12 protein-coding genes and 1 tRNA gene are annotated in these 19,423 nt (G+C 66.6%); 6 read left to right on the top strand and 7 right to left on the bottom strand.

Annotated elements, in window-relative coordinates; all coding sequences use genetic code 11:
* Positions 1–37 precede the first annotated feature (37 nt).
* Positions 38–1,555 carry a nitrogen regulation protein NR(I) gene (gene ntrC / locus LGN19_RS32765; protein WP_122945801.1) on the top strand — a complete coding sequence of 506 codons (1,518 nt, stop codon included), beginning with the start codon at positions 38–40 and terminating at the stop codon, positions 1,553–1,555.
* An 89-nt stretch (positions 1,556–1,644) separates the two neighbouring features.
* Entirely contained in the window at positions 1,645–3,759 is a 2,115-nt protein-coding gene (locus LGN19_RS32770) for a prolyl oligopeptidase family serine peptidase (protein WP_226219408.1), read from the top strand.
* 23 nt (positions 3,760–3,782) lie between these two features.
* Here the strand turns inward: LGN19_RS32770 and xth are convergent, their stop codons facing one another.
* Positions 3,783–4,559 (bottom strand): exodeoxyribonuclease III, encoded by a 777-nt coding sequence (xth, locus tag LGN19_RS32775; RefSeq protein ID WP_043190389.1) that lies wholly within the window; start codon positions 4,557–4,559, stop codon positions 3,783–3,785.
* A 183-nt stretch (positions 4,560–4,742) separates the two neighbouring features.
* Here xth and LGN19_RS32780 point away from each other — a divergent pair.
* A tRNA-Met gene (locus LGN19_RS32780) sits at positions 4,743–4,819 on the top strand.
* A 96-nt stretch (positions 4,820–4,915) separates the two neighbouring features.
* Here the strand turns inward: LGN19_RS32780 and LGN19_RS32785 are convergent.
* Complete coding sequence (locus LGN19_RS32785) at positions 4,916–5,719, bottom strand: DUF3472 domain-containing protein (RefSeq protein ID WP_226219410.1); 804 nt, start codon at positions 5,717–5,719, stop codon at positions 4,916–4,918.
* Positions 5,720–6,043: 324 nt separating this feature from the next.
* Positions 6,044–6,736, bottom strand: coding sequence for an aspartate/glutamate racemase family protein (locus LGN19_RS32790; RefSeq protein WP_226219412.1), 693 nt, complete (start codon positions 6,734–6,736; stop codon positions 6,044–6,046).
* A 137-nt stretch (positions 6,737–6,873) separates the two neighbouring features.
* Here LGN19_RS32790 and dinB point away from each other — a divergent pair, with 137 nt between their 5' ends.
* Entirely contained in the window at positions 6,874–8,085 is a 1,212-nt protein-coding gene (dinB, locus tag LGN19_RS32795) for a DNA polymerase IV (protein ID WP_226219413.1), read from the top strand.
* 63 nt (positions 8,086–8,148) lie between these two features.
* On the opposite strand, the gene LGN19_RS32800 is transcribed toward dinB, so the two are convergent.
* The 4 genes from LGN19_RS32800 to fixL all read right to left on the bottom strand — a co-directional run bounded on the left by LGN19_RS32800 (position 8,149) and on the right by fixL (position 14,725).
* A complete protein-coding gene (locus LGN19_RS32800) occupies positions 8,149–10,236 on the bottom strand; it encodes a M3 family metallopeptidase (protein WP_226219415.1) in 2,088 nt (695 codons plus the stop codon).
* A gap of 240 nt (positions 10,237–10,476) precedes the next feature.
* A complete protein-coding gene (gene folD, locus LGN19_RS32805; RefSeq protein ID WP_122945796.1) occupies positions 10,477–11,337 on the bottom strand; it encodes a bifunctional methylenetetrahydrofolate dehydrogenase/methenyltetrahydrofolate cyclohydrolase FolD in 861 nt (286 codons plus the stop codon).
* A gap of 236 nt (positions 11,338–11,573) precedes the next feature.
* Positions 11,574–12,212 (bottom strand): oxygen response regulator transcription factor FixJ, encoded by a 639-nt coding sequence (fixJ, locus tag LGN19_RS32810; protein ID WP_043190376.1) that lies wholly within the window; start codon positions 12,210–12,212, stop codon positions 11,574–11,576.
* Positions 12,209–14,725, bottom strand: coding sequence for an oxygen sensor histidine kinase FixL (gene fixL, locus LGN19_RS32815; RefSeq protein WP_226219417.1), 2,517 nt, complete (start codon positions 14,723–14,725; stop codon positions 12,209–12,211). Before fixL ends, fixJ begins: the two co-directional genes overlap by 4 nt.
* Positions 14,726–14,998: 273 nt before the next feature.
* Between fixL and aceE the strand changes: the two genes are divergently transcribed.
* On the top strand, positions 14,999–17,695 hold the full coding sequence (gene aceE / locus LGN19_RS32820; protein ID WP_226219419.1) for a pyruvate dehydrogenase (acetyl-transferring), homodimeric type: 2,697 nt from the start codon (positions 14,999–15,001) through the stop codon (positions 17,693–17,695).
* A 68-nt stretch (positions 17,696–17,763) separates the two neighbouring features.
* Positions 17,764–19,413, top strand: a complete 1,650-nt coding sequence (gene aceF, locus LGN19_RS32825) for a dihydrolipoyllysine-residue acetyltransferase (protein ID WP_175222660.1) — start codon at positions 17,764–17,766, stop codon at positions 19,411–19,413.
* The last annotated feature ends 10 nt before the right edge of the window (positions 19,414–19,423 follow it).

Raw genomic sequence — 19,423 nt, forward strand, 5'->3', positions numbered from 1 at the left:
TGGCGATTCACCAGATTTACCAATATCTGACCGACCTATGAAGCCGATCTGGATAGTAGACGACGACCAATCGATCCGCTGGGTGCTCGAAAAGGCGCTCGCCCGGGACAGCTTCGCGACGAAGAGCTTCGCGAACGTGCGTGACGCGCTGGCCGCGCTCGACCACGAGACACCGCAGGTGCTCGTATCCGACATCCGGATGCCGGGCGGCTCGGGCCTCGAGTTGCTGCAGGCGATGCACGAGCGCCTGCCGGGCCTGCCCGTCATCATCATGACGGCGTTCTCCGATCTGGACAGCGCCGTCGCGGCGTTCCAGGGCGGTGCGTTCGAATATCTCGCGAAGCCGTTCGACGTCGACAAGGCGGTCGAGCTGATCCGCCGCGCGGTGGAAGAAAGCCTGCGCGCCGGCGCGCCGCAGGACGAGCGCGTGGCCGAGGCGCCCGAGATGCTCGGCCAGGCGCCTGCAATGCAGGACATGTTCCGCGCGATCGGCCGCCTGTCGCACTCGGCCGCGACCGTGCTGATCACCGGCGAATCGGGCACCGGCAAGGAGCTCGTCGCGCGTGCGCTGCACCGTCACAGCCCGCGTGCGAACGGGCCGTTCATCGCGCTGAACACCGCGGCGATTCCGAAGGACCTGCTCGAATCCGAGCTGTTCGGCCATGAGCGCGGCGCGTTCACCGGCGCGCAGACGACGCGGCAGGGCCGCTTCGAGCAGGCCGAGAACGGCACGCTGTTCCTCGATGAAATCGGCGACATGCCGTTCGACCTGCAGACACGCCTGTTGCGCGTGCTGTCGGACGGGCAGTTCTATCGGGTCGGCGGGCACAACCCGTTGCGCGCGAACGTGCGCGTGATCGCCGCGACGCACCAGAATCTCGAATCGCGCGTGCGGCAGGGGCTGTTCCGCGAGGACCTTTACCACCGGCTCAACGTGATCCGGCTGCGCCTGCCGGCGCTGCGCGAACGCAGCGAGGACATCGCGCTGCTCACGCGCCACTTTCTGCAGAAGAGCGCGCGCGATCTCGGCGTCGAGCCGAAGCGCGTGTCCGACGACGCGCTGGCTTACCTCACGTCGCTGGCGTTTCCCGGCAACGTGCGCCAGCTCGAGAACCTCGCGAACTGGCTGACCGTGATGGCGCCCGCGCAAACGGTCGAGATCAAGGACCTGCCGCCCGACCTCGTGCCGGCCGGTGCGCCGGTGGTCGCGACGGGCGACGGTGCGGACGCGCACTTCAGCGGTGGCGATACGGCGCTCTCGCAACCGGCGATCGGTGCGGTACCGGTGGCGTCCGCGCCTGTCGCGGCCGCGCCGAACGGCGGCGCGCCGGCTGGCTATCCGGTCTGGGAGCATGGCTTGCGCACCGAAGTCGCACGGCTGTTGCGCGAGAACTCGGCCGACGTGATGGACGAACTCGCGCGCCGCTTCGAGGCGGCCGTGATCCGCGAGGCGCTCGACTTCACGCGCGGACGCAAGGTCGAGGCCGCGGAGCGGCTCGGCATCGGCCGCAACACGATCACGCGCAAGATCCAGGAACTCCATCTGGAGCCCTGAGCACGATTCGCGGCATGCGCTGGCATCGCGCATGCCGCAATCGGACATAATCGCGGTTTGCACGCAGCGTGCCATTCCGCCCATCCGCAATGTCCGATTCTTTCCGCTGGCCCACCGGGGCCGACCCGTTCCGTTTCCTCGAAGCGCTCGACAGCAAGCGCGCCCGCACGTGGGTCGACGAGCAGAATGCGCGCACACGCGCCGCGCTGCGTGACGACGACGCGTATCGCGCGCTGACGGCGCGCCTCGCCAAAGCGTACCTGCCGCGCGAACGCCCGGTGATTCCGACCCGCTGGCGCGACTGGGCGTATGACCTGTGGCAGGACGATCTCCATCCGAAAGGGCTTTGGCGCCGCACGCGCTGGGATGACTGGCGTGCGGGAAAACCGGCGTGGGAAACGCTGCTCGACGTCGACGCGCTCGGTGCGGAGGAGGGTGAGTCGTGGGTGTTCGAGCAGGACTCGATCCTGTATCCGGACGGCGATCGCGCGCTGCTGTCGCTGTCGCCGGGCGGCGCCGACGCGGTCGTCGTGCGCGAATTCGATCTCGTCGAACGGCGCTTCGTCGACGGCGGCTTCACGATCGACGAGCCGGGGCATCACACGGTCGGCTGGATCGATCGCGATACCGTCTACGTGAGCTGGGATCGCGGCGAAGCGCATGCGACCGCGGCCGGCTATCCGTATGAAGCGCGCCGCTGGGTGCGCGGCACGACGCTTGCCGATGCGCCGGTCGTCTTCCGCGGCGAACCCGACGACATCAGTGCCGGCGCGGGGTTCGATCCGATCGACAACCGCCACGTCGCGTGGCGCAGTGTCGACTTTTTCGATTCACATGCGTACCGCTTGACCGACGCGGGCGAGTGGGTACGTTACGACGTGCCGACCCATGTCGAGGTCGGATTCTGGGAAGGCTGGCTCGTGCTGGAGCCGCGCCTCGACTGGGATTGCGACGGCGTGCGCCATGCGGGCGGCTCGCTGCTCGCGATCCGCGAGCAGGCGTTCCTGGCCGGGTCGCGCGCACTCACGACGCTGTTCGCGCCGCAACCGTCGACGTCCGCGTGCACGTGGACGCACACGCGCACGACGTTGATCGCGAGCTGGCTCGACGACGTGCACAACCGCACGATGCTATGGCAGCCGAGCCAGGCCGACGACGGCACGTGGACGTGGGATGCGCGGCCGTTCGAGTGGCCGGGGCCGTGCGATGCGCAAATCGACGTCGAGCCCGTCGAATCGACGCTGAATGACGAGATTTACGTAGACGTCGACACCTATCTCGATCCGCCTGAATGCTGGCTGGCCGATCTTGCGGATCGCGCGGACGATGCGCCGTCGCGCCGCGTGCTGCTCGACCGGCCGCCGGTGCAGTTCGACGCGGCCGGGCTCGTCGTGCGCCGCGCGAACGCGCGCTCGCAAGACGGCACGATGGTGCCGTACACGCTGATCGGGCCGCGCGATGCACTCGACGTGGCCGACGGTGTCGCGCGTGTTGCGCGGCCGTGCCTGCTGTCGGGCTATGGCGGGTTTGCGATCCCGAACCTGCCGGGCTACAGCGATGCGTTCGGTATCGGGTGGCTCGAGCGCGGCGGCGTGATGGCGTTCGCGCACATCCGCGGCGGCGGCGAGTTCGGGCCGCGCTGGCACGTCGATGCGCAGCGCGAACACCGCCAGCGTTCGTTCGACGATTTCATCGCGGTGGCCGAGGATCTGGCCGCGACCGGCGTAACGACCGCCGCGCAGCTCGGCATCGAAGGCGGCAGCAACGGCGGGTTGCTGGTCGCCGCGTGCATGGTGCAGCGGCCGGAGCTGTTCGGCGCGGTGCTCTGCCGTGTACCGCTGCTCGACATGCGGCGCTACCCGAAGCTGCACGCGGGCGCCGCGTGGCTCGACGAGTACGGCGACCCGGACGATCCGCACGAAGGCGCGGCGCTGGCCGCGTACTCGCCGTATCACCGCATGCGCGAAGGCGTCACGTATCCGCCGCTACTGCTGACGACGTCGACGCGCGACGACCGTGTGCATCCCGCGCATGCGCGCAAGATGGCCGCGCGCATGCATGCGCTCGGTCATGAACGGGTGTGGTACTGGGAGAACACCGACGGCGGCCACGGCAGCGCCGACGATCTGGAACGCGCGGAAGCCGACGCGGCGGAATTCGGGTTCCTGTGGGCCCATCTCGGGCCGGCGCCCGCGCGGCGCTGAGCGCGCGCGGGCGGATTGAACGATCAGCCGACGACTGCGACGACAGGCGTGTGGTCGGACGGCTGTTCCCACGTGCGCGGCGTGCGATCGACTTCGCACGACGTGCACGTCTCGGCGAGTGCCGGCGACAGCAGCACGTGGTCGATGCGCAGCCCCGCGTTGCGGCGGAACGCCATCATCCGGTAGTCCCACCACGTGAAGGTCTTCTCCGGCTGTTCGAAGCGGCGGAACGCATCGACGAAGCCGAGCTCGATCAGTTGCGCGAAATGCGCGCGTTCCTGCGGCGACACGAGGTTCTGGCCTTCCCATTTCGCGGGGTCGTGCACGTCGCGGTCTTCCGGCGCGATGTTGTAGTCGCCGAGCAGCGCGAGCTTCGGGTAGCGCTGCAGCTCGGTGCGCAGCCATGCCTGCAGCGCGTCGAGCCATTGCATCTTGTAGACGAACTTGTCGGAGTCGGGTGCCTGGCCGTTCGGGAAATACGCGGACACGATGCGCACGCCGTCGACCGTCGCGGCGACCACGCGCTGCTGCGGATCGTCGAAACCGGGGATGTTGCGCACGACATCCGCTTCGTCGACGGACAGCGTGTCGCGCGCGAGGATCGCGACACCGTTGTAGGTCTTCTGGCCCGTGAACCAGCTGCGGTAGCCGGCGGCTTCCAGCTCGGCGCGCGGGAATTTCTCGTCCGGCAGCTTCAGTTCCTGCAGGCACAGCACGTCGGTTCCGCTTTGCGCGAGCCAGTCGAGCACATGCTGCTTGCGGACGTTGAGCGAGTTGACGTTCCAGGTGGCGATTTTCATGAACGGGAGTGTGCGTGCGGGGTGAATGCGAAGGCCGCCATCTTACCGCGAGCACGCGATGCGAACGCGCGCATCGTGCGGGGCGGGGGAGGCGCCGCGCGCCGCTGTTTCGATGAATGAAGAAGAAATTGTGACAAAGGTGTTGACGTGAGTGCTACCTCACCCTATAATTTATTTCTCTGACGCGGGGTGGAGCAGTCTGGCAGCTCGTCGGGCTCATAACCCGAAGGTCGTAGGTTCAAATCCTACCCCCGCAACCAAGCACACCAGACGATGTGCAGCGCAAGTGACCGATGCGCGCTTCGTCGACAGGAACCCGGCCCCGTGCCGGGTTTTTTGTTTTCTGCGTCCGAATGTTATTTCGGCGCGCCCGTGCTCCCGGGCAGGAAGCCGTTCTCGAGCCGATAAGTCGACGTGTTGACGAGCGTAGCCCGTGCATTCGGCGTACCGGCCAGCACCGCGCACCTGTCCTTGCCCGTATTCAGCCGGATCGACCGTTCGGTCGTCGGATAGTCCACATCCTTCAGATAGAAATGCGGCAGTGACGTCGTGTACCGTGCATACGGCACGCACGGCCGCTTCGTCGGGTCGCTTGATGCACCGTTGAACGGGAAGTACTCATCGAACAGGTAGGCCGAACTCGACAGGCCGCCCCAGTCCGCCGGTACGGCGATGCTGCCGGTCGGCCTCGTGACGCCGGTGGCGACGTCCGTGATGAAGCCTTCGACGGTCGAGCGCCCGTCGTTGCGATCGGCCTGCGTATGGACGACTTGCAGCCGGTACGCATGACCCGGTTTCCATGCGTAGGCGAGCGAGCATGATGTTCCCGCGCCGCCGTCGGCGCCACCGCGGCAATTCGTGGACAACGGCGTCGTGCCAGTGCCGAATGCGCTGAAGATCACGAGATTGCTGCCTTGGGTGCGCGGCTGGATGCCGGTATAGATCGCGTGCCCGCCGTGCTCGGACGACAACTGGTTGGCCCAGTAGTAACTGGCATTGACGTTGGTCGGCACGACCTCGGGTGTGATATCCCATGCCATGCGGTCGAAACCGCCGTTGGGCGTCGCCGTGGCCGACGCAGTGATATTGGGATCGGCGTGCGCGTCGAGCATGGTCGACACGGCGAGCAGCGCACCGACCACGGAGCTGAATCTGTTCATGTCCAGGTTCCTGTTGGTGGAAAAAGAGATTGCACGAGCAGCGTCGATTGCAGCGACTCCGCTCGCATACCAATTTGCGTTCACTTTATTACCAATGGATAACCGGTCGCGTTGGCGAGGCCGCATGGTGCGCGTCGCCCGATTCGCGGGCTGTGCCAGCCGAGCCCCGTGCAGCGGGCGAGAGCAAGGTGTTGCGAACAGGGCGACGAGGGCGCCGGAATGGTGATTCCCGTCACACGGAATAATCCGGCCGCGAAAATGCGGTGATGGTTGCCGGCGAGCGTGGCGGCATCCGGCCGAACGCCGTGCGACGGCGCGCGGGTGTCAGCCCGCCGCCCACTCGACCGCCGCCTTCGCATGCAGCGCGGTCGTATCGAACACCGGCAGCGGCGAATCGTCCGCGCCGATCAGCAGCGTGATTTCCGTGCAGCCGAGGATCACCGCCTGCGCGCCGTGCTGCGCGAGCGTATCGATGATCCGCACATACGTCGCGCGCGATGCCGGCGAGATGATGCCGTGGCACAGCTCGTCGTAGATGATCCGGTGCACGTCGTCACGCCCGCTTTCGTCGGGCACGAGCACGTCGAGGCCGAACTTCTCGCGCAGCCGCTCCGCGTAGAACGGCAACTCCATCGTATAGCGCGTGCCGAGCAGCGCGACGCGCTCGACGCCCGCATCGCGCAGCGCCGCGCCGGTCGGATCGGCGATATGCAGGAACGGCAGCGTCACCGCGGCTTCGATCGCGTCGTGGACGCGATGCATCGTATTGGTCGTCAGCACGACGAGATCGGCGCCGGCCGCTTCGAGCTGTCGCGCGGCGCCGGCCATCCGTTCGCCGAGCGCGACCCAGTCGTGCGTGCGCTGCAGCGCTTCGATCTCCGCGAAATCGACCGTGACCAGCACGCTCTTCGCATTGTGGTGGCCGCCGTGCAGCGCCTTCGAATGACGATTGATCATCCGGTAATACTCGGCCGACGATTCCCAGCTCATCCCGCCGATCAGTCCGATCGTCTTCATCCGTCACCTGTGCGTTTCGTGTCTTGCGGCTGACGAGTATAGGCGCCGCTGCCCGCGCAGGGCCGGTACGATCCGCGCAAAGCGGGCCGGTACGGTGCCGCCGGGCATGGCAACACGCGACAGTTGAAACCGGCACTGTGTTTTTGTACAGTATCGGCACCGTGAACCCGACCATCATTCCGCCTGCCGATCCGCACGCACCGCCGCCGGGCGACGCGCTGCCGCGCATGCGCAAGATCATTCATTGCGATTGCGACTGCTTCTACGCGTCGGTCGAGATGCGCGACGACCCGTCGTTGCGCAACCGGCCGCTCGCGGTCGGCGGCCGGCCCGACCAGCGCGGCGTGATCGCGACCTGCAACTACGAGGCGCGGCGCTACGGCGTGCATTCGGCGATGTCGTCGGCGCTGGCGATGCGCAAGTGCCCGGACCTGCTAATCCTGCCGTCCGCGATGGACAAGTACCGCGCGGCGTCGCGGCAGATCATGGCGATCTATCGCGACTACACACCCGACGTCGAGCCGCTGTCGCTCGACGAGGCCTACCTCGACGTCAGCGGGTCGGAGCGCTGCCAGGGCAGTGCGACGCTGATTGCACGGGAGATCCGCCAGCGCGTGTACGACACGGTCGGCGTGACCGTGTCGGCCGGCGTCGCGCCGAACAAGTTCATCGCGAAGATCGCGTCCGACTGGAACAAGCCCGACGGGCTGTTCGTCGTGCGGCCGCACGAGATCGACGCGTTCGTCGCGGCACTGCCGGTACGCAAGCTGCATGGCGTCGGCAAGGTGACGGCCATGCGGCTCGACCGGCTCGGCATCCAGACCTGCGCGCAGTTGCGCGATTGGCCGCTGATCGACCTGCACCGCGAATTCGGCGCGTTCGGGCGGCGGCTGTACGAACTGTCGCGCGGGATCGATGAGCGGCCCGTGCAGGCCGACCAGGAGCGCAAGTCGGTCAGCGTCGAGACGACCTACGTGACCGACCTGACGACGCTCGAACAGTGCGCGGATGAAATCCGCCGCCTCGTCGTGCAACTCGACGCCCGGATCGAACGGGCGGGTGCTGCGCGGTCGATCCGCAAGCTGTACGTGAAGATCCGCTTCGCCGATTTCCAGCGCACGACGGTCGAGTGCGTGGCCGACGCGACGAATGCGGACACCGCCGTCACGCTGCTCGCGAAGGGGCTGCAACGGCGTGCGCAGGCGGTGCGGCTGCTGGGCGTCGGCGTGCGCATCGACGAGGATACCGCCGAGCGCCACGGGCAGTTCTCGCTGTTCGACGACGAAGCCGGCAACACGAACGATGCCGACCACGCGGATGACGCTGGAAACGAAGCGCCGGCACCATGAAAAAAGGCACCGCCGCAGCGGTGCCTTTCGATGCGCCCGGAAGAACCGGGCAGGGCGCCGTGCTCAGTGCGCGGGCGCGGCCATCCCGTTGTGGCGCAGCAGCGCGTCGATCTGCGGCTCGCGGCCGCGGAACGCCTTGAACGAATCCATCGCCGGGCGGCTGCCGCCGACCTCGAGGATTTCACGTCGATAGCGCGTGCCGGTCGCCGCGTCGAGCACGCTGCCGCTCGCGGCGGCCGCTTCCTCGAACGCTGCGTATGCATCGGCCGACAGCACTTCGGCCCACTTGTAGCTGTAGTAGCCGGCCGCGTAGCCGCCCGCGAAGATGTGGCTGAACGTGTTCGGCCAGCGCGAGAACGCGGCTTGCGGGATCACGTGATAGCGCTCGTTGATCTCGCGCGCGAACGCGGTCACGCCGGTGGCGCCCGCCGGGTCGAAGTCGACGTGCAGCAGCATGTCGAACATCGAGAACACGATCTGGCGCAGCGTGCCGAGCCCGCTCTGGAAATTCTTCGCGGCGATCATCTTGTCGAACAGCTCGCGCGGCAGCGCGGCGCCCGTGTCGACGTGCGACGACATCGACGACAGCACGTCCCATTCCCAGCAGAAGTTTTCCATGAACTGCGACGGCAGCTCGACGGCATCCCATTCGACGCCGTTGATGCCCGACACGCCGAGCTCGTCGACGCGCGTGAGCATGTGGTGCAGCCCGTGGCCGAATTCATGGAACAGCGTGATGACTTCGTCGTGCGTGAAGCACGCGGGCTTGCCGCCGACCGGCGCCGAGAAGTTGCAGGTGAGATAGGCGACCGGCGTCTGCACGGTGCTGCCGCGCTTCGCGCGCGAACGCGCGTCGTCCATCCATGCGCCACCGCGCTTGCCTTCGCGGGCGTACAGGTCGAGATAGAACTGCGCGACGAGCGAGCCGTCGCGGTTCTCGACGCGGAAGAAGCGCACGTCCTTGTGCCACACCGGCGCGTCGTCCGGCTTGATCTGCACGCCGAACAGCGTCTCGGTGACGGTGAACAGGCCCTTCAGCGCGGCCGGTTCCGGGAAGTACTGCTTGACCTCGTTTTCCGAGAACGCATAGCGCTGCTCGCGCAGCTTTTCGGCCGCGTATGCCACGTCCCACGGCGCGAGTTCGGCGAGGCCGAGTTCCTTCGCGGCGAACGTGCGCAGCTCGTCCCAGTCCTTGTCCGCGTGCGGGCGCGCGCGCGTCGCGAGATCCTCGAGGAACGCGATCACCTGCTGCGGCGATTCGGCCATCTTCGGTGCGAGGGACACTTCGGCGAAGTTGCGGTAGCCGAGCATCTGCGCCTCTTCGCGGCGCAGCTTCAGCGCATCGGTGACGATCGCCGTGTTGTCCCATTCGGCCTTGCCGTCGCCGTACTGCGGCCCGAGTTCCGATGCGCGCGTCGCGTAGGCGCGGTAGAGCGTCTCGCGCAGCGCGCGGTTGTCCGCGTATTGCAGCACCGGGAAGTACGACGGGAAGTGCAGCGTGAATTTCCAGCCTTCCTTGGCATCCTTTTGCGCGGCTTCACGGGCGGCTTCGATCGCGTCGCCGGGCAGGCCGGCCAGTTCGGCCTCGTCCTGCACGATGTACGCGTACGCGTTGGTCGCATCGAGCACGTGATCGGAGAATGCCTTCGACAGCGCGGCCTGCTGTTCCTGCAGTTCGGCGAAGCGCGGCTTCTGGTCCTCGGGCAGCTCGGCGCCCGACAGGCGGAAATCGCGCAGCGCGTTGTCGAGGATCTTCTTGCGTTCGACGGACAGCGTCGCGTATTCGGCGCTCGCGGCGATCGCCTTGTACTTCTCGTACAGCGCGAGGTTCTGGCCGACGCTCGACCAGAATTCGGTCACGCGCGGCAGGTTCTCGCCGTAGGCGGCCCGCAGTTCGGGCGTATCGGCGACCGCGTTCAGGTGGCCGATGATGCCCCAGGCGCGACCCAGCGGCTCCGTCACGTGCTCGACCGTCTCGACAATGGCTGCCCAGGTTGCCGGCGTCGCGGCCGCGCTTGCCGTTTCGACCGCGCGGTTGGCGGCATCGAGCAGCGTGTCGAGCGCGGGCGTCACGTGTTCCGGGCGGATCTCGCCGAAGCGGGGCAGGCCCGAGAAATCGAGAAGCGGGTTGGTATTGGCGCTGGCGGACATAAGACTCCCTGTCTGTTGCCGGATGAACCGGAGTGAAAAGGGTAAGGCGCGCACGGCAACGCAGCGCCCGATATCGACATTATTGGGGCGCATCGCGCGCTTTCCAATCGTTAGTTTCTAACGACGCGATTGACGCGGGGGTGAAGGCGGGAGGGAGGGGCGCCAGGTGGCGCGACCGGCGCGGTGTGGCCGGCGAGGCGCCGGCGCGCAGTTGCGCGCGCCGGCTGAACGGGCAGGGGGTCAGGCGGCCGCGTCGGCGGCGCGCTCGGCGGCTTCGATCGTGTTGATCAGCAGCATCGTGATGGTCATCGGGCCGACGCCGCCCGGCACCGGCGTGATGTGGCCGGCCACTTCCTTCACGCCCGCGAAGTCGACGTCGCCGCACAGCTTGCCCGCGTCGTCGCGGTTCATGCCGACGTCGATCACCGTCGCGCCGGGCTTCACCATGTCGGCGGTCAGGATGTTGCGCTTGCCGACCGCGGCGACCACGATGTCGGCCTGTCGCGTGTGCGCAGCGAGGTCGCGCGTCTTGCTGTGGCAGATCGTCACGGTCGCGCCGGCGTCGAGCAGCATCATCGCCATCGGCTTGCCGACGATGTTCGAGCGGCCGATCACGACCGCGTTCGCGCCCTGCAGCGGGATATCGTGCGCCTCGAACATCTTCATCACGCCGTACGGCGTGCACGGGCGGAACAGCGGCTTGCCGGTCATCAGCGCGCCCGCGTTCGCGATGTGGAAGCCGTCGACGTCCTTCTCCGGCGCGATCGCCTCGATCACCTTGTGGCTGTCGATGTGCTTGGGCAGCGGCAGCTGGACGAGGATCCCGTGGATCTTCGGATCACGGTTCAGTTCGTCGATGCGCGCGAGCAGGTCGGCCTCCGACAGCGTGTCCGGGTACGCATCCTTCAGCGAGAAGAAGCCGTTGTCCTCGCACGCCTTGATCTTGTTGCGCACGTAGACTTCGCTGGCCGGGTTGGCGCCGACGAGGATCACCGCGAGGCCGGGCTGGTGGCCGCGCGCGGTCAGGGCGGCGGCGCGTTCGGCGGCCTGGGCGCGCAGGGTCTTCGAGAGGGCGTTGCCGTCGATGAGGAGGGCTGTCATGGTGGTGGGTTCTGCCGGGAAGTTGGAATGCGGGCGTGCGGCGCCCGAGGGGCACCGCAGCAAAGCACGGAATTATACCGTCCGCCTGCCGCCGTCCGACAGCGAATGCACGGGAAGCGTCATGGCTGCGGCGCTCGCGCGCCGGGAAAAACGCCGCCGCGCGAGTGGGCCGCATCGCGCGACGGCGGTGGCGCGGCCCGCCGGGCAGGGCTGCCCGGGCCGCGCGGCAACAACGCTCAGGCCTGCTTCTTCGACAGCGCGAGGCGCAGCAGGTCGGCCACCGTGTTGACGTTGAGCTTTTCCATGATGTTCGCGCGGTGCGCTTCGACCGTCTTGATGCTGATGCCGAGATCGTCGGCGATCTGCTTGTTCAGGCGGCCCGCGATGATCCGTTCGAGCACCTGCTGCTCGCGCGCGGTCAGCTTCGACAGGCGTTCGCTCGCGGCACGCTGTTCCTGAACGCTCTTGCTTTCGTTTCGGGCCTTGTCGAGCATCCGCTCGACGAGCTTGCGCAACTCGGCTTCGTCGAACGGTTTCTCGATAAAGTCCATCGCACCCTTTTTCATCGTCGAGACGGCCATCGGCACGTCGCCGTGACCCGTGACGAAGATGATCGGCAGCGCGGCGTTGTCGGCAATCAGGCGTTCCTGCAGCTCGAGGCCGCTCATGCCCGACATCCGTACGTCGAGGATCAGGCAAGCGATCTGGCCGGCCTGCTGTGCAGGCTGGTAGGCATCCAGGAACTGCTCGGCGCTCGAGAAGCATTGCACGCGATAGCCGTTCGCCTCCAGCAGCCAACGCAGCGAGTCCCGTACGGCCTCGTCGTCGTCGACGACAAAGACGGTTTCCTGTGTGGTGGTGACAGGGCTATTCATAGTTCTCCCGTAACAGTATGTGATGCCGATGCCTCGCGCCCCCCTCGGCCGAGATCAGCGGGTTCCCCAATGGGCAGGCTGCAGTGGAACGTTGCGCCGGAAATGCGGCCATCCGGCTCGACGTTGTTGACCACCCACAGACGCCCCCGATGCGATTCGATGATCGAACGGCAGATGTTCAGCCCCATGCCCATGCCATCGGACTTGGTGCTGTAAAACGGTTCGAACAGGCGCTCGGCGGTCGCTTCGTCGACGCCCGGGCCCTGGTCGATCACGCGGATGTCGACGAAGCCCGCCTCGATGTCGGCGGTGACGCGGATCACGCCGTCCGCCGACGCCGGCTTCACGTCGGCCATCGCTTCGGCCGCGTTCTTCATCAGGTTCACGAGCACCTGCTCGATCAGCACGGGGTCGACATAAATAATAGGCATTCTTGCGAGGATTTCCGTGACGATCCGGATCCTGCGCTTCCTGGCCTCGATTTCGGCGAGCCCGACCGCGTCGGCGACGATGTCCGCGACCCGCGCCGGCTGGCGCTTCGGCTCGCTGCGCTTCACGAATTCGCGGATCCGCTTGACGATCATCCCCGCGCGCAGCGCCTGCTGCGCGGTCTTTTCCAGCGCGGGCTGCAGCGTCTCCGGCGTACCGCGGCCGCTCTTCACGAGCGCGAGCGTGCCCGAGCAGTAGTTGTTGATCGCGGCGAGCGGCTGGTTCAATTCGTGAGCAATCGACGACGCCATTTCACCCATCGTCATCAATCGGCTCGTGAACTGCAGTTTCTCTTCCTGCTGGTGCGCGAGTTCCTGTGCCTTCTTGCGGGTCGTGATGTCGGTCGCGATCTGCATCTGCGCGAGGTGGCCGTCCACCCACTGGATGTACTGGCGGCGCACCTCGAACCACTTCTGGATGCTCTCGACGTACACCTCCTGCGCGTCGGCGGTGCTGCTCGTCAGCGCGGCGGCCGGCAGGCCCGCGAACGCGTCGACCATGTCGATCGAATCGGACGATGCCTGCGCGCGGTCGAAGCCGCCGCCCGACAGCTCGAGATGGCCGTCCGGACGAATGCCGAACAGGTGGCGGTAGTAGCGGTTCGCGAACAGCAGCTCGGCCTCGTCGGCGGCCAGCACCGACACCGCGGCGTCGAGGCTTTCGAGCACCGTCGTGAAGCGCTCATGGGCGGCCGCGAGTTCTTCGCGCGCGCGCTTCGGCTCGGTGATGTCGGTCATCGACGACATCCAGCCGGTCTGGCGGCCCGAGCTGTCGATCAGCGGCGACACGTACAGGCGCGCATGGAACAGCGTGCCGTTCTTGCGCCGCACGCGCAGCTCGAAGCCCGAGCTCGGCGCCTTGCCGCGCAGCGTCATGTCGAGCTGGCGCTGCATTTCCGGGTACGCGTCGCGCGGCCAGTACGGGAACGGCGCGACTTTGCCGACGAGGTCGGTCTCGTCCCAGCCCGTCATCCGGCAGAACGCGGGGTTCACGTGCGTGATGCGGCCGTGCATGTCGAGCACGCGCATGCCGATCAGCACGGAGTTTTCCATTGCGCGGCGGAAGAACGCTTCCGCATACAGCGCCTGCTGCGCCTCGAAACGCTGGCGCGTGTGCTTCCACAGGCTCCAGAGGCTCCACAGCACGAAGCACGACAGGCCGGCCACGAGCCACACGAGCGTGTTGTTGGTCAGGTTCGTGAGCTGCGGGAATGCGTACACACGCACGGTCAGCCCCTGGCCGGGCGGATCGAGCGGCAGGTCGTAGTGCGAGTCGCGCGGCAGGCGCGGGCGGGTGGAGGTGGACGACAGCTCGCGGTTGTTCGCGTCGGTGATCGAGATCTTGTACTTCGACGACAGTTCCTGCGGGATGTCGTGCTTCAGGATGCCTTCGACCGAGAACACCGCGGCGATCGAGCCGAGGTACTCGCGGTCGCCGCGCATCACGGGCGTCTGCAGCGTGATGAAGCCGTTGCCGAAGTCGTCGTAGATCAGCGGCGAATAGGCCTGGCGGCGCGTGCTGCGCGCGTCGTCGTAGGCGCCGCGCACGGCGTCCTGCATCTGCGCTTCGCCGGGCTTCGCGAGCCGCTGGCCGAGCAGCGGCGGATGCACGGTCGGCCAGCGCTGCACGCCGGGCGACGTGTACCAGTTCAGGTAAAGGATTTCCGGATGCGTCTGCATCACGTCCGCGACGGCCATCTGGAACGCGTTCTGGTCGAGGCGGCCGGACGCGAGATCGCGCGACAGCGCCTGGAGCTGTTCCTGCGCTCCCGTCATCGACAGGCGGATCTGCTGCTGGGCCCACGCGACGTTACGGAACAGGGTGTCTTCCTGCTGTTGCTGCTCGCGGCGATTGAGGCTCCACAGAATGAGGCTCATTACCACCAGGAACACGAGGATCGACAGCAGTGGCGTCAGCAAATAGGAATTGGACCACCACGGTCCGTGGTGCCAACGGGACGGCTGCGACTCCGCCGGCGGGCCCGACGGTCGCGCCGAGCGTGCGAAAAGCCGATCGGTCAACATGGCAGGATTGTAGCGCAGCGCAATACATGGAAAACCTATACCGGATATGTTGAACGGAAACGGATTTGTTCAGCCGGGACGTGCCGGAGAGCCCCGAATGATGGGTGCGGCGCAGCAATATTTCGTATTGCGAGAAAAGATCTCATAATTCGAAAATTTTGTTGCGCGTGCCCGTACCCGCTCATTACAATCCGCTGGAGCTTGCCCGCAGCCGGTCGCGTCGCGTCGTCTGCACGAGAGCGATCCTCACATTCCAGGACCCAGGAGACGAGAATGTCCGCTGTACCGAACGAAGTGATGAAATATGTCGCCGCCGAACATGACGACGACCCGCAAGAAACCGTCGAGTGGCTGGAGTCGCTCGATGGCGTGATCTCCTCCGTGGGCACTGGCCGCGCGCACTACCTGATTGAAAAGCAGATCGAATTCGCCCGCGTGCACGGCGAACACCTGCCGTTTTCCGCGAATACCCCGTACATCAACACGATCCCGGTCGCCGCGCAGGCGAAGATCCCGGGCGACCAGGACATCGAGCACCGCATCCGTTCGTACACGCGCTGGAACGCGCTGGCGATGGTGCTGCGTGCCGGCAAGGACACGAACGTCGGCGGCCACATCGCGTCGTTCGCGTCGGCCGCGACGCTCTATGACGTCGGCTACAACCACTTCTGGCACGCAGCGTCCGACCAGCACGGCGGCGATCTCGTGTTCGTGCAGGGGCACTCGTCGCCGGGCGTCTACTCGCGCGCGTTCCTGCTCGGCCGCCTGAAGGAAGAGCAGCTCGACAATTTCCGCCAGGAAGTCGACGGCAACGGCATCTCGTCGTACCCGCACCCGTGGCTGATGCCGGATTTCTGGCAGTTCCCGACCGTGTCGATGGGCCTCGGCCCGATCATGGCGATCTACCAGGCCCGCTTCATGAAGTACCTGCAGGCGCGCGGCATCGCGAAGACGGAAGGCCGCAAGGTGTGGGCATTCCTCGGCGACGGCGAGACGGACGAACCGGAATCGCTCGGCGCGATCGGGATGGCGAGCCGCGAGAAGCTCGACAACCTCGTGTTCGTGATCAACTGCAACCTGCAGCGTCTGGACGGCCCGGTGCGCGGCAACGGCAAGATCATCCAGGAACTCGAATCGGAATTCCGCGGCGCCGGCTGGAACGTGATCAAGGTCATCTGGGGCAGCCGCTGGGATGCGCTGTTCGCGCGCGACAAGTCGGGCGCGCTGATGCGCCGCATGATGGAAGCCGTCGACGGCGAATACCAGACGTACAAGTCGGAGTCGGGCGCGTTCGTGCGCGAGCACTTCTTCAACACGCCTGAACTGAAGGCGCTGGTCTCCGACTGGTCGGACGACGACATCTGGGCGCTGAACCGCGGCGGCCACGATCCGCACAAGATCTACGCGGCGTTCCACGAAGCCAGCAACACGAAGGGCGCGCCGACCGTCATCCTCGCGAAGACCATCAAGGGCTACGGGATGGGCGAGTCGGGCCAGGCGATGAACATCACGCACCAGCAGAAGAAGCTGCCGGTCGAGCAACTGAAGAAGTTCCGTGACCAGTTCCGCCTGCCGATCACCGACGAGCAGATCGCCGACGTGCCGTACCTGAAGTTCGAGGAAGGCTCGAAGGAGCTCGAATACATGCGCAAGCAGCGCATGGACCTCGGCGGCTACCTGCCGCACCGTCGCCAGAAGGCGACGTCGCTGCCGGTGCCGGTGCTCGACGCGTTCGAGCCGCTGTTGAAGGGCACGGGCGAAGGCCGCGAGATCTCGACGACGATGGCGTTCGTGCGGATCCTGAACATCCTGCTGAAGGACAAGACGCTCGGCAAGCGCGTCGTGCCGATCGTCCCGGACGAATCGCGTACGTTCGGCATGGAAGGCCTGTTCCGCCAGATCGGTATCTGGAACCAGCAGGGCCAGAAGTACGTGCCGGAAGATTCCGACCAGCTGATGTTCTACAAGGAATCGGAAACCGGCCAGATCCTGCAGGAAGGCATCAACGAAGCGGGCGGCATGTGTGACTGGATCGCAGCGGCGACGTCGTACTCGACGCACGGCGAGATCATGGTGCCGTTCTACATCTTCTATTCGATGTTCGGCTTCCAGCGGATCGGCGACCTCGCCTGGGCCGCAGGCGACATGCGTTCGCGCGGCTTCCTGCTCGGCGGCACCGCGGGCCGCACGACGCTGAACGGCGAAGGCCTGCAGCACGAAGACGGCCACTCGCTCCTGTGGGCGGCATCGGTGCCGAACTGCGTGAGCTACGACCCGACCTTCGGCTACGAACTGGCCGTGATCATCCAGGACGGCCTGCGCCGCATGGTGCAGGACCAGGAAGACGTGTACTACTACGTCACGGTGATGAACGAGAACTACGAGCACCCGGCGATCCCGCAGGGCGAGCACGTGGCGGCCGACATCATCAAGGGCATGTACGCGTTCAAGAAGGCCGACGCCGACCAGAAGGCACCGCGCGTGCAGTTGCTGGGTGCGGGCACGATCTTCAACGAAGTGATCGCCGCTGCCGACCTGCTGAAGAACGACTGGGGTGTCGCTGCCGATCTGTGGAGCGTGCCGAGCTTCACCGAGCTCGCGCGTGAAGGGCACGAGATCGAGCGCTGGAACCTGCTGCATCCGACCGAAGAGCGTCGCCTGTCGCACGTGCAGAAGTGCCTGAAGGACACGCAGGGCCCGGTCATCGCATCGACCGACTACGTCCGTGCGCTGGTCGACCAGATCCGCGGCCAGATCGATCGCCGCTTCGTCGTGCTGGGCACGGACGGCTTCGGCCGCTCGGATACCCGCGAGAAGCTGCGTCACTTCTTCGAAGTCGACCGTCATTGGGTCACCGTCGCCGCGCTCAACGCGCTGGCCGACGAAGGCACGATCGAGCGCAAGGTGGTCGCGGACGCGATCGCCAAGTACAACCTCGATCCGTCCAAGCCCAACCCGATGACCGTTTAACGCACACGCCGTGTGATGCTGCGCGCCGCTCCCGCGAGGGGCGCGCGCGGCCATGGAGACAGAAACAGATGAGTCAAGCGATCGAAGTGAAGGTGCCGGATATCGGCGATTACAAGGATGTGCCGGTGATCGAGATCGGCGTGAAGGTCGGCGATACGGTCGAGCCGGAGCAGTCGCTCGTCACGCTCGAGTCGGACAAGGCGACGATGGACGTGCCGAGCCCGGTAGGCGGCGTCGTGAAGGAAATCAAGGTCAAGGTGGGCGATTCCGTGTCGGAAGGCTCGCTGATCATCCTGCTCGACGGCGGCGCCGCGGCGCAGGCGAACGGCGCGGCAGCGCCCGCCGCCGCTCCGGCTCCGGCGGCAGCGCCGGCACCGGCTGCTGCTGCACCGGCGGCCGCACCGGCAGCAGCCGGCGGCACGCTCGAAGTGAAGGTTCCGGACATCGGCGACTACAAGGACGTGCCGGTGATCGAGATCGGCGTGAAGGTCGGCGACACGGTCGAGAAGGAGCAGTCGCTCGTCACGCTCGAATCGGACAAGGCGACGATGGACGTGCCGAGCCCGGCCGCCGGCGTCGTGAAAGAGATCAAGGTGAAGGTGGGCGATTCCGTGTCGGAAGGCACGCTGATCGTGCTGCTCGACGCGGCAGGCGCAGCGCCCGCCGCGGCCGCACCGCAGGCGAGCGCACCGGCACCGGCCGCTGCGGCGCCGGCACCGGCCGCCGCACCCGCACCGAAGGCTGCGCCGGCACCGGCTGCTGCACCGGCCGCGGCCGCTGCACCGTCGGGCGAATACCGCGCGAGCCACGCATCGCCGTCGGTGCGCAAGTTCGCACGCGAACTCGGCGTCGAAGTCGCACGCGTGCAGGGTTCGGGTCCGAAGGGCCGCATCACGAAGGAAGACGTCACGGGCTTCGTGAAGGGCGTGATGACCGGCCAGCGCGCAGCACCGGGCGCGGCAGCCGCGCCGGCAGGCGGCGGCGAGCTCAACCTGCTGCCGTGGCCGAAGGTCGACTTCTCGAAGTTCGGCCCGTTCGAAGCGAAGCCGCTGTCGCGCATCAAGAAGATCTCGGGCGCGAACCTGCATCGCAACTGGGTGATGATCCCGCACGTCACGAACAACGACGAAGCGGACATCACCGAGCTCGAAGCACTGCGCGTGCAACTGAACAAGGAGCACGAAAAGGCGGGCGTGAAGTTCACGATGCTCGCGTTCGTGATCAAGGCGGTCGTCGCCGCGCTGAAGAAATTCCCGACCTTCAACGCAAGCCTCGACGGCGACAACCTGGTGTTCAAGCAGTACTACCACGTGGGTTTCGCGGCGGATACCCCGAACGGCCTCGTCGTGCCGGTGATCCGCGATGCGGACAAGAAGGGTCTCGTCGACATCGCGAAGGAAATGGCCGAGCTGTCGAAGGCCGCACGCGACGGCAAGCTGAAGCCGGACCAGATGCAGGGCGGCTGCTTCTCGATCTCGTCGCTCGGCGGGATCGGTGGCACGAACTTCACGCCGATCATCAACGCGCCGGAAGTGGCGATCCTCGGGTTGTCGCGCGGCCAGATGAAGCCGGTGTGGGACGGCAAGCAGTTCGTGCCGCGCCTGACGCTGCCGCTGTCGCTGTCGTATGACCATCGCGTGATCGATGGCGCGGAAGCCGCGCGGTTCAATGCGTATCTCGGCGCGTTGCTCGCGGATTTCCGTCGCATCATTCTTTGATGAGCGGGGA

The sequence above is a fragment of the Burkholderia sp. AU30198 genome, assembly GCF_020419825.1.
Classification (GTDB): domain Bacteria; phylum Pseudomonadota; class Gammaproteobacteria; order Burkholderiales; family Burkholderiaceae; genus Burkholderia.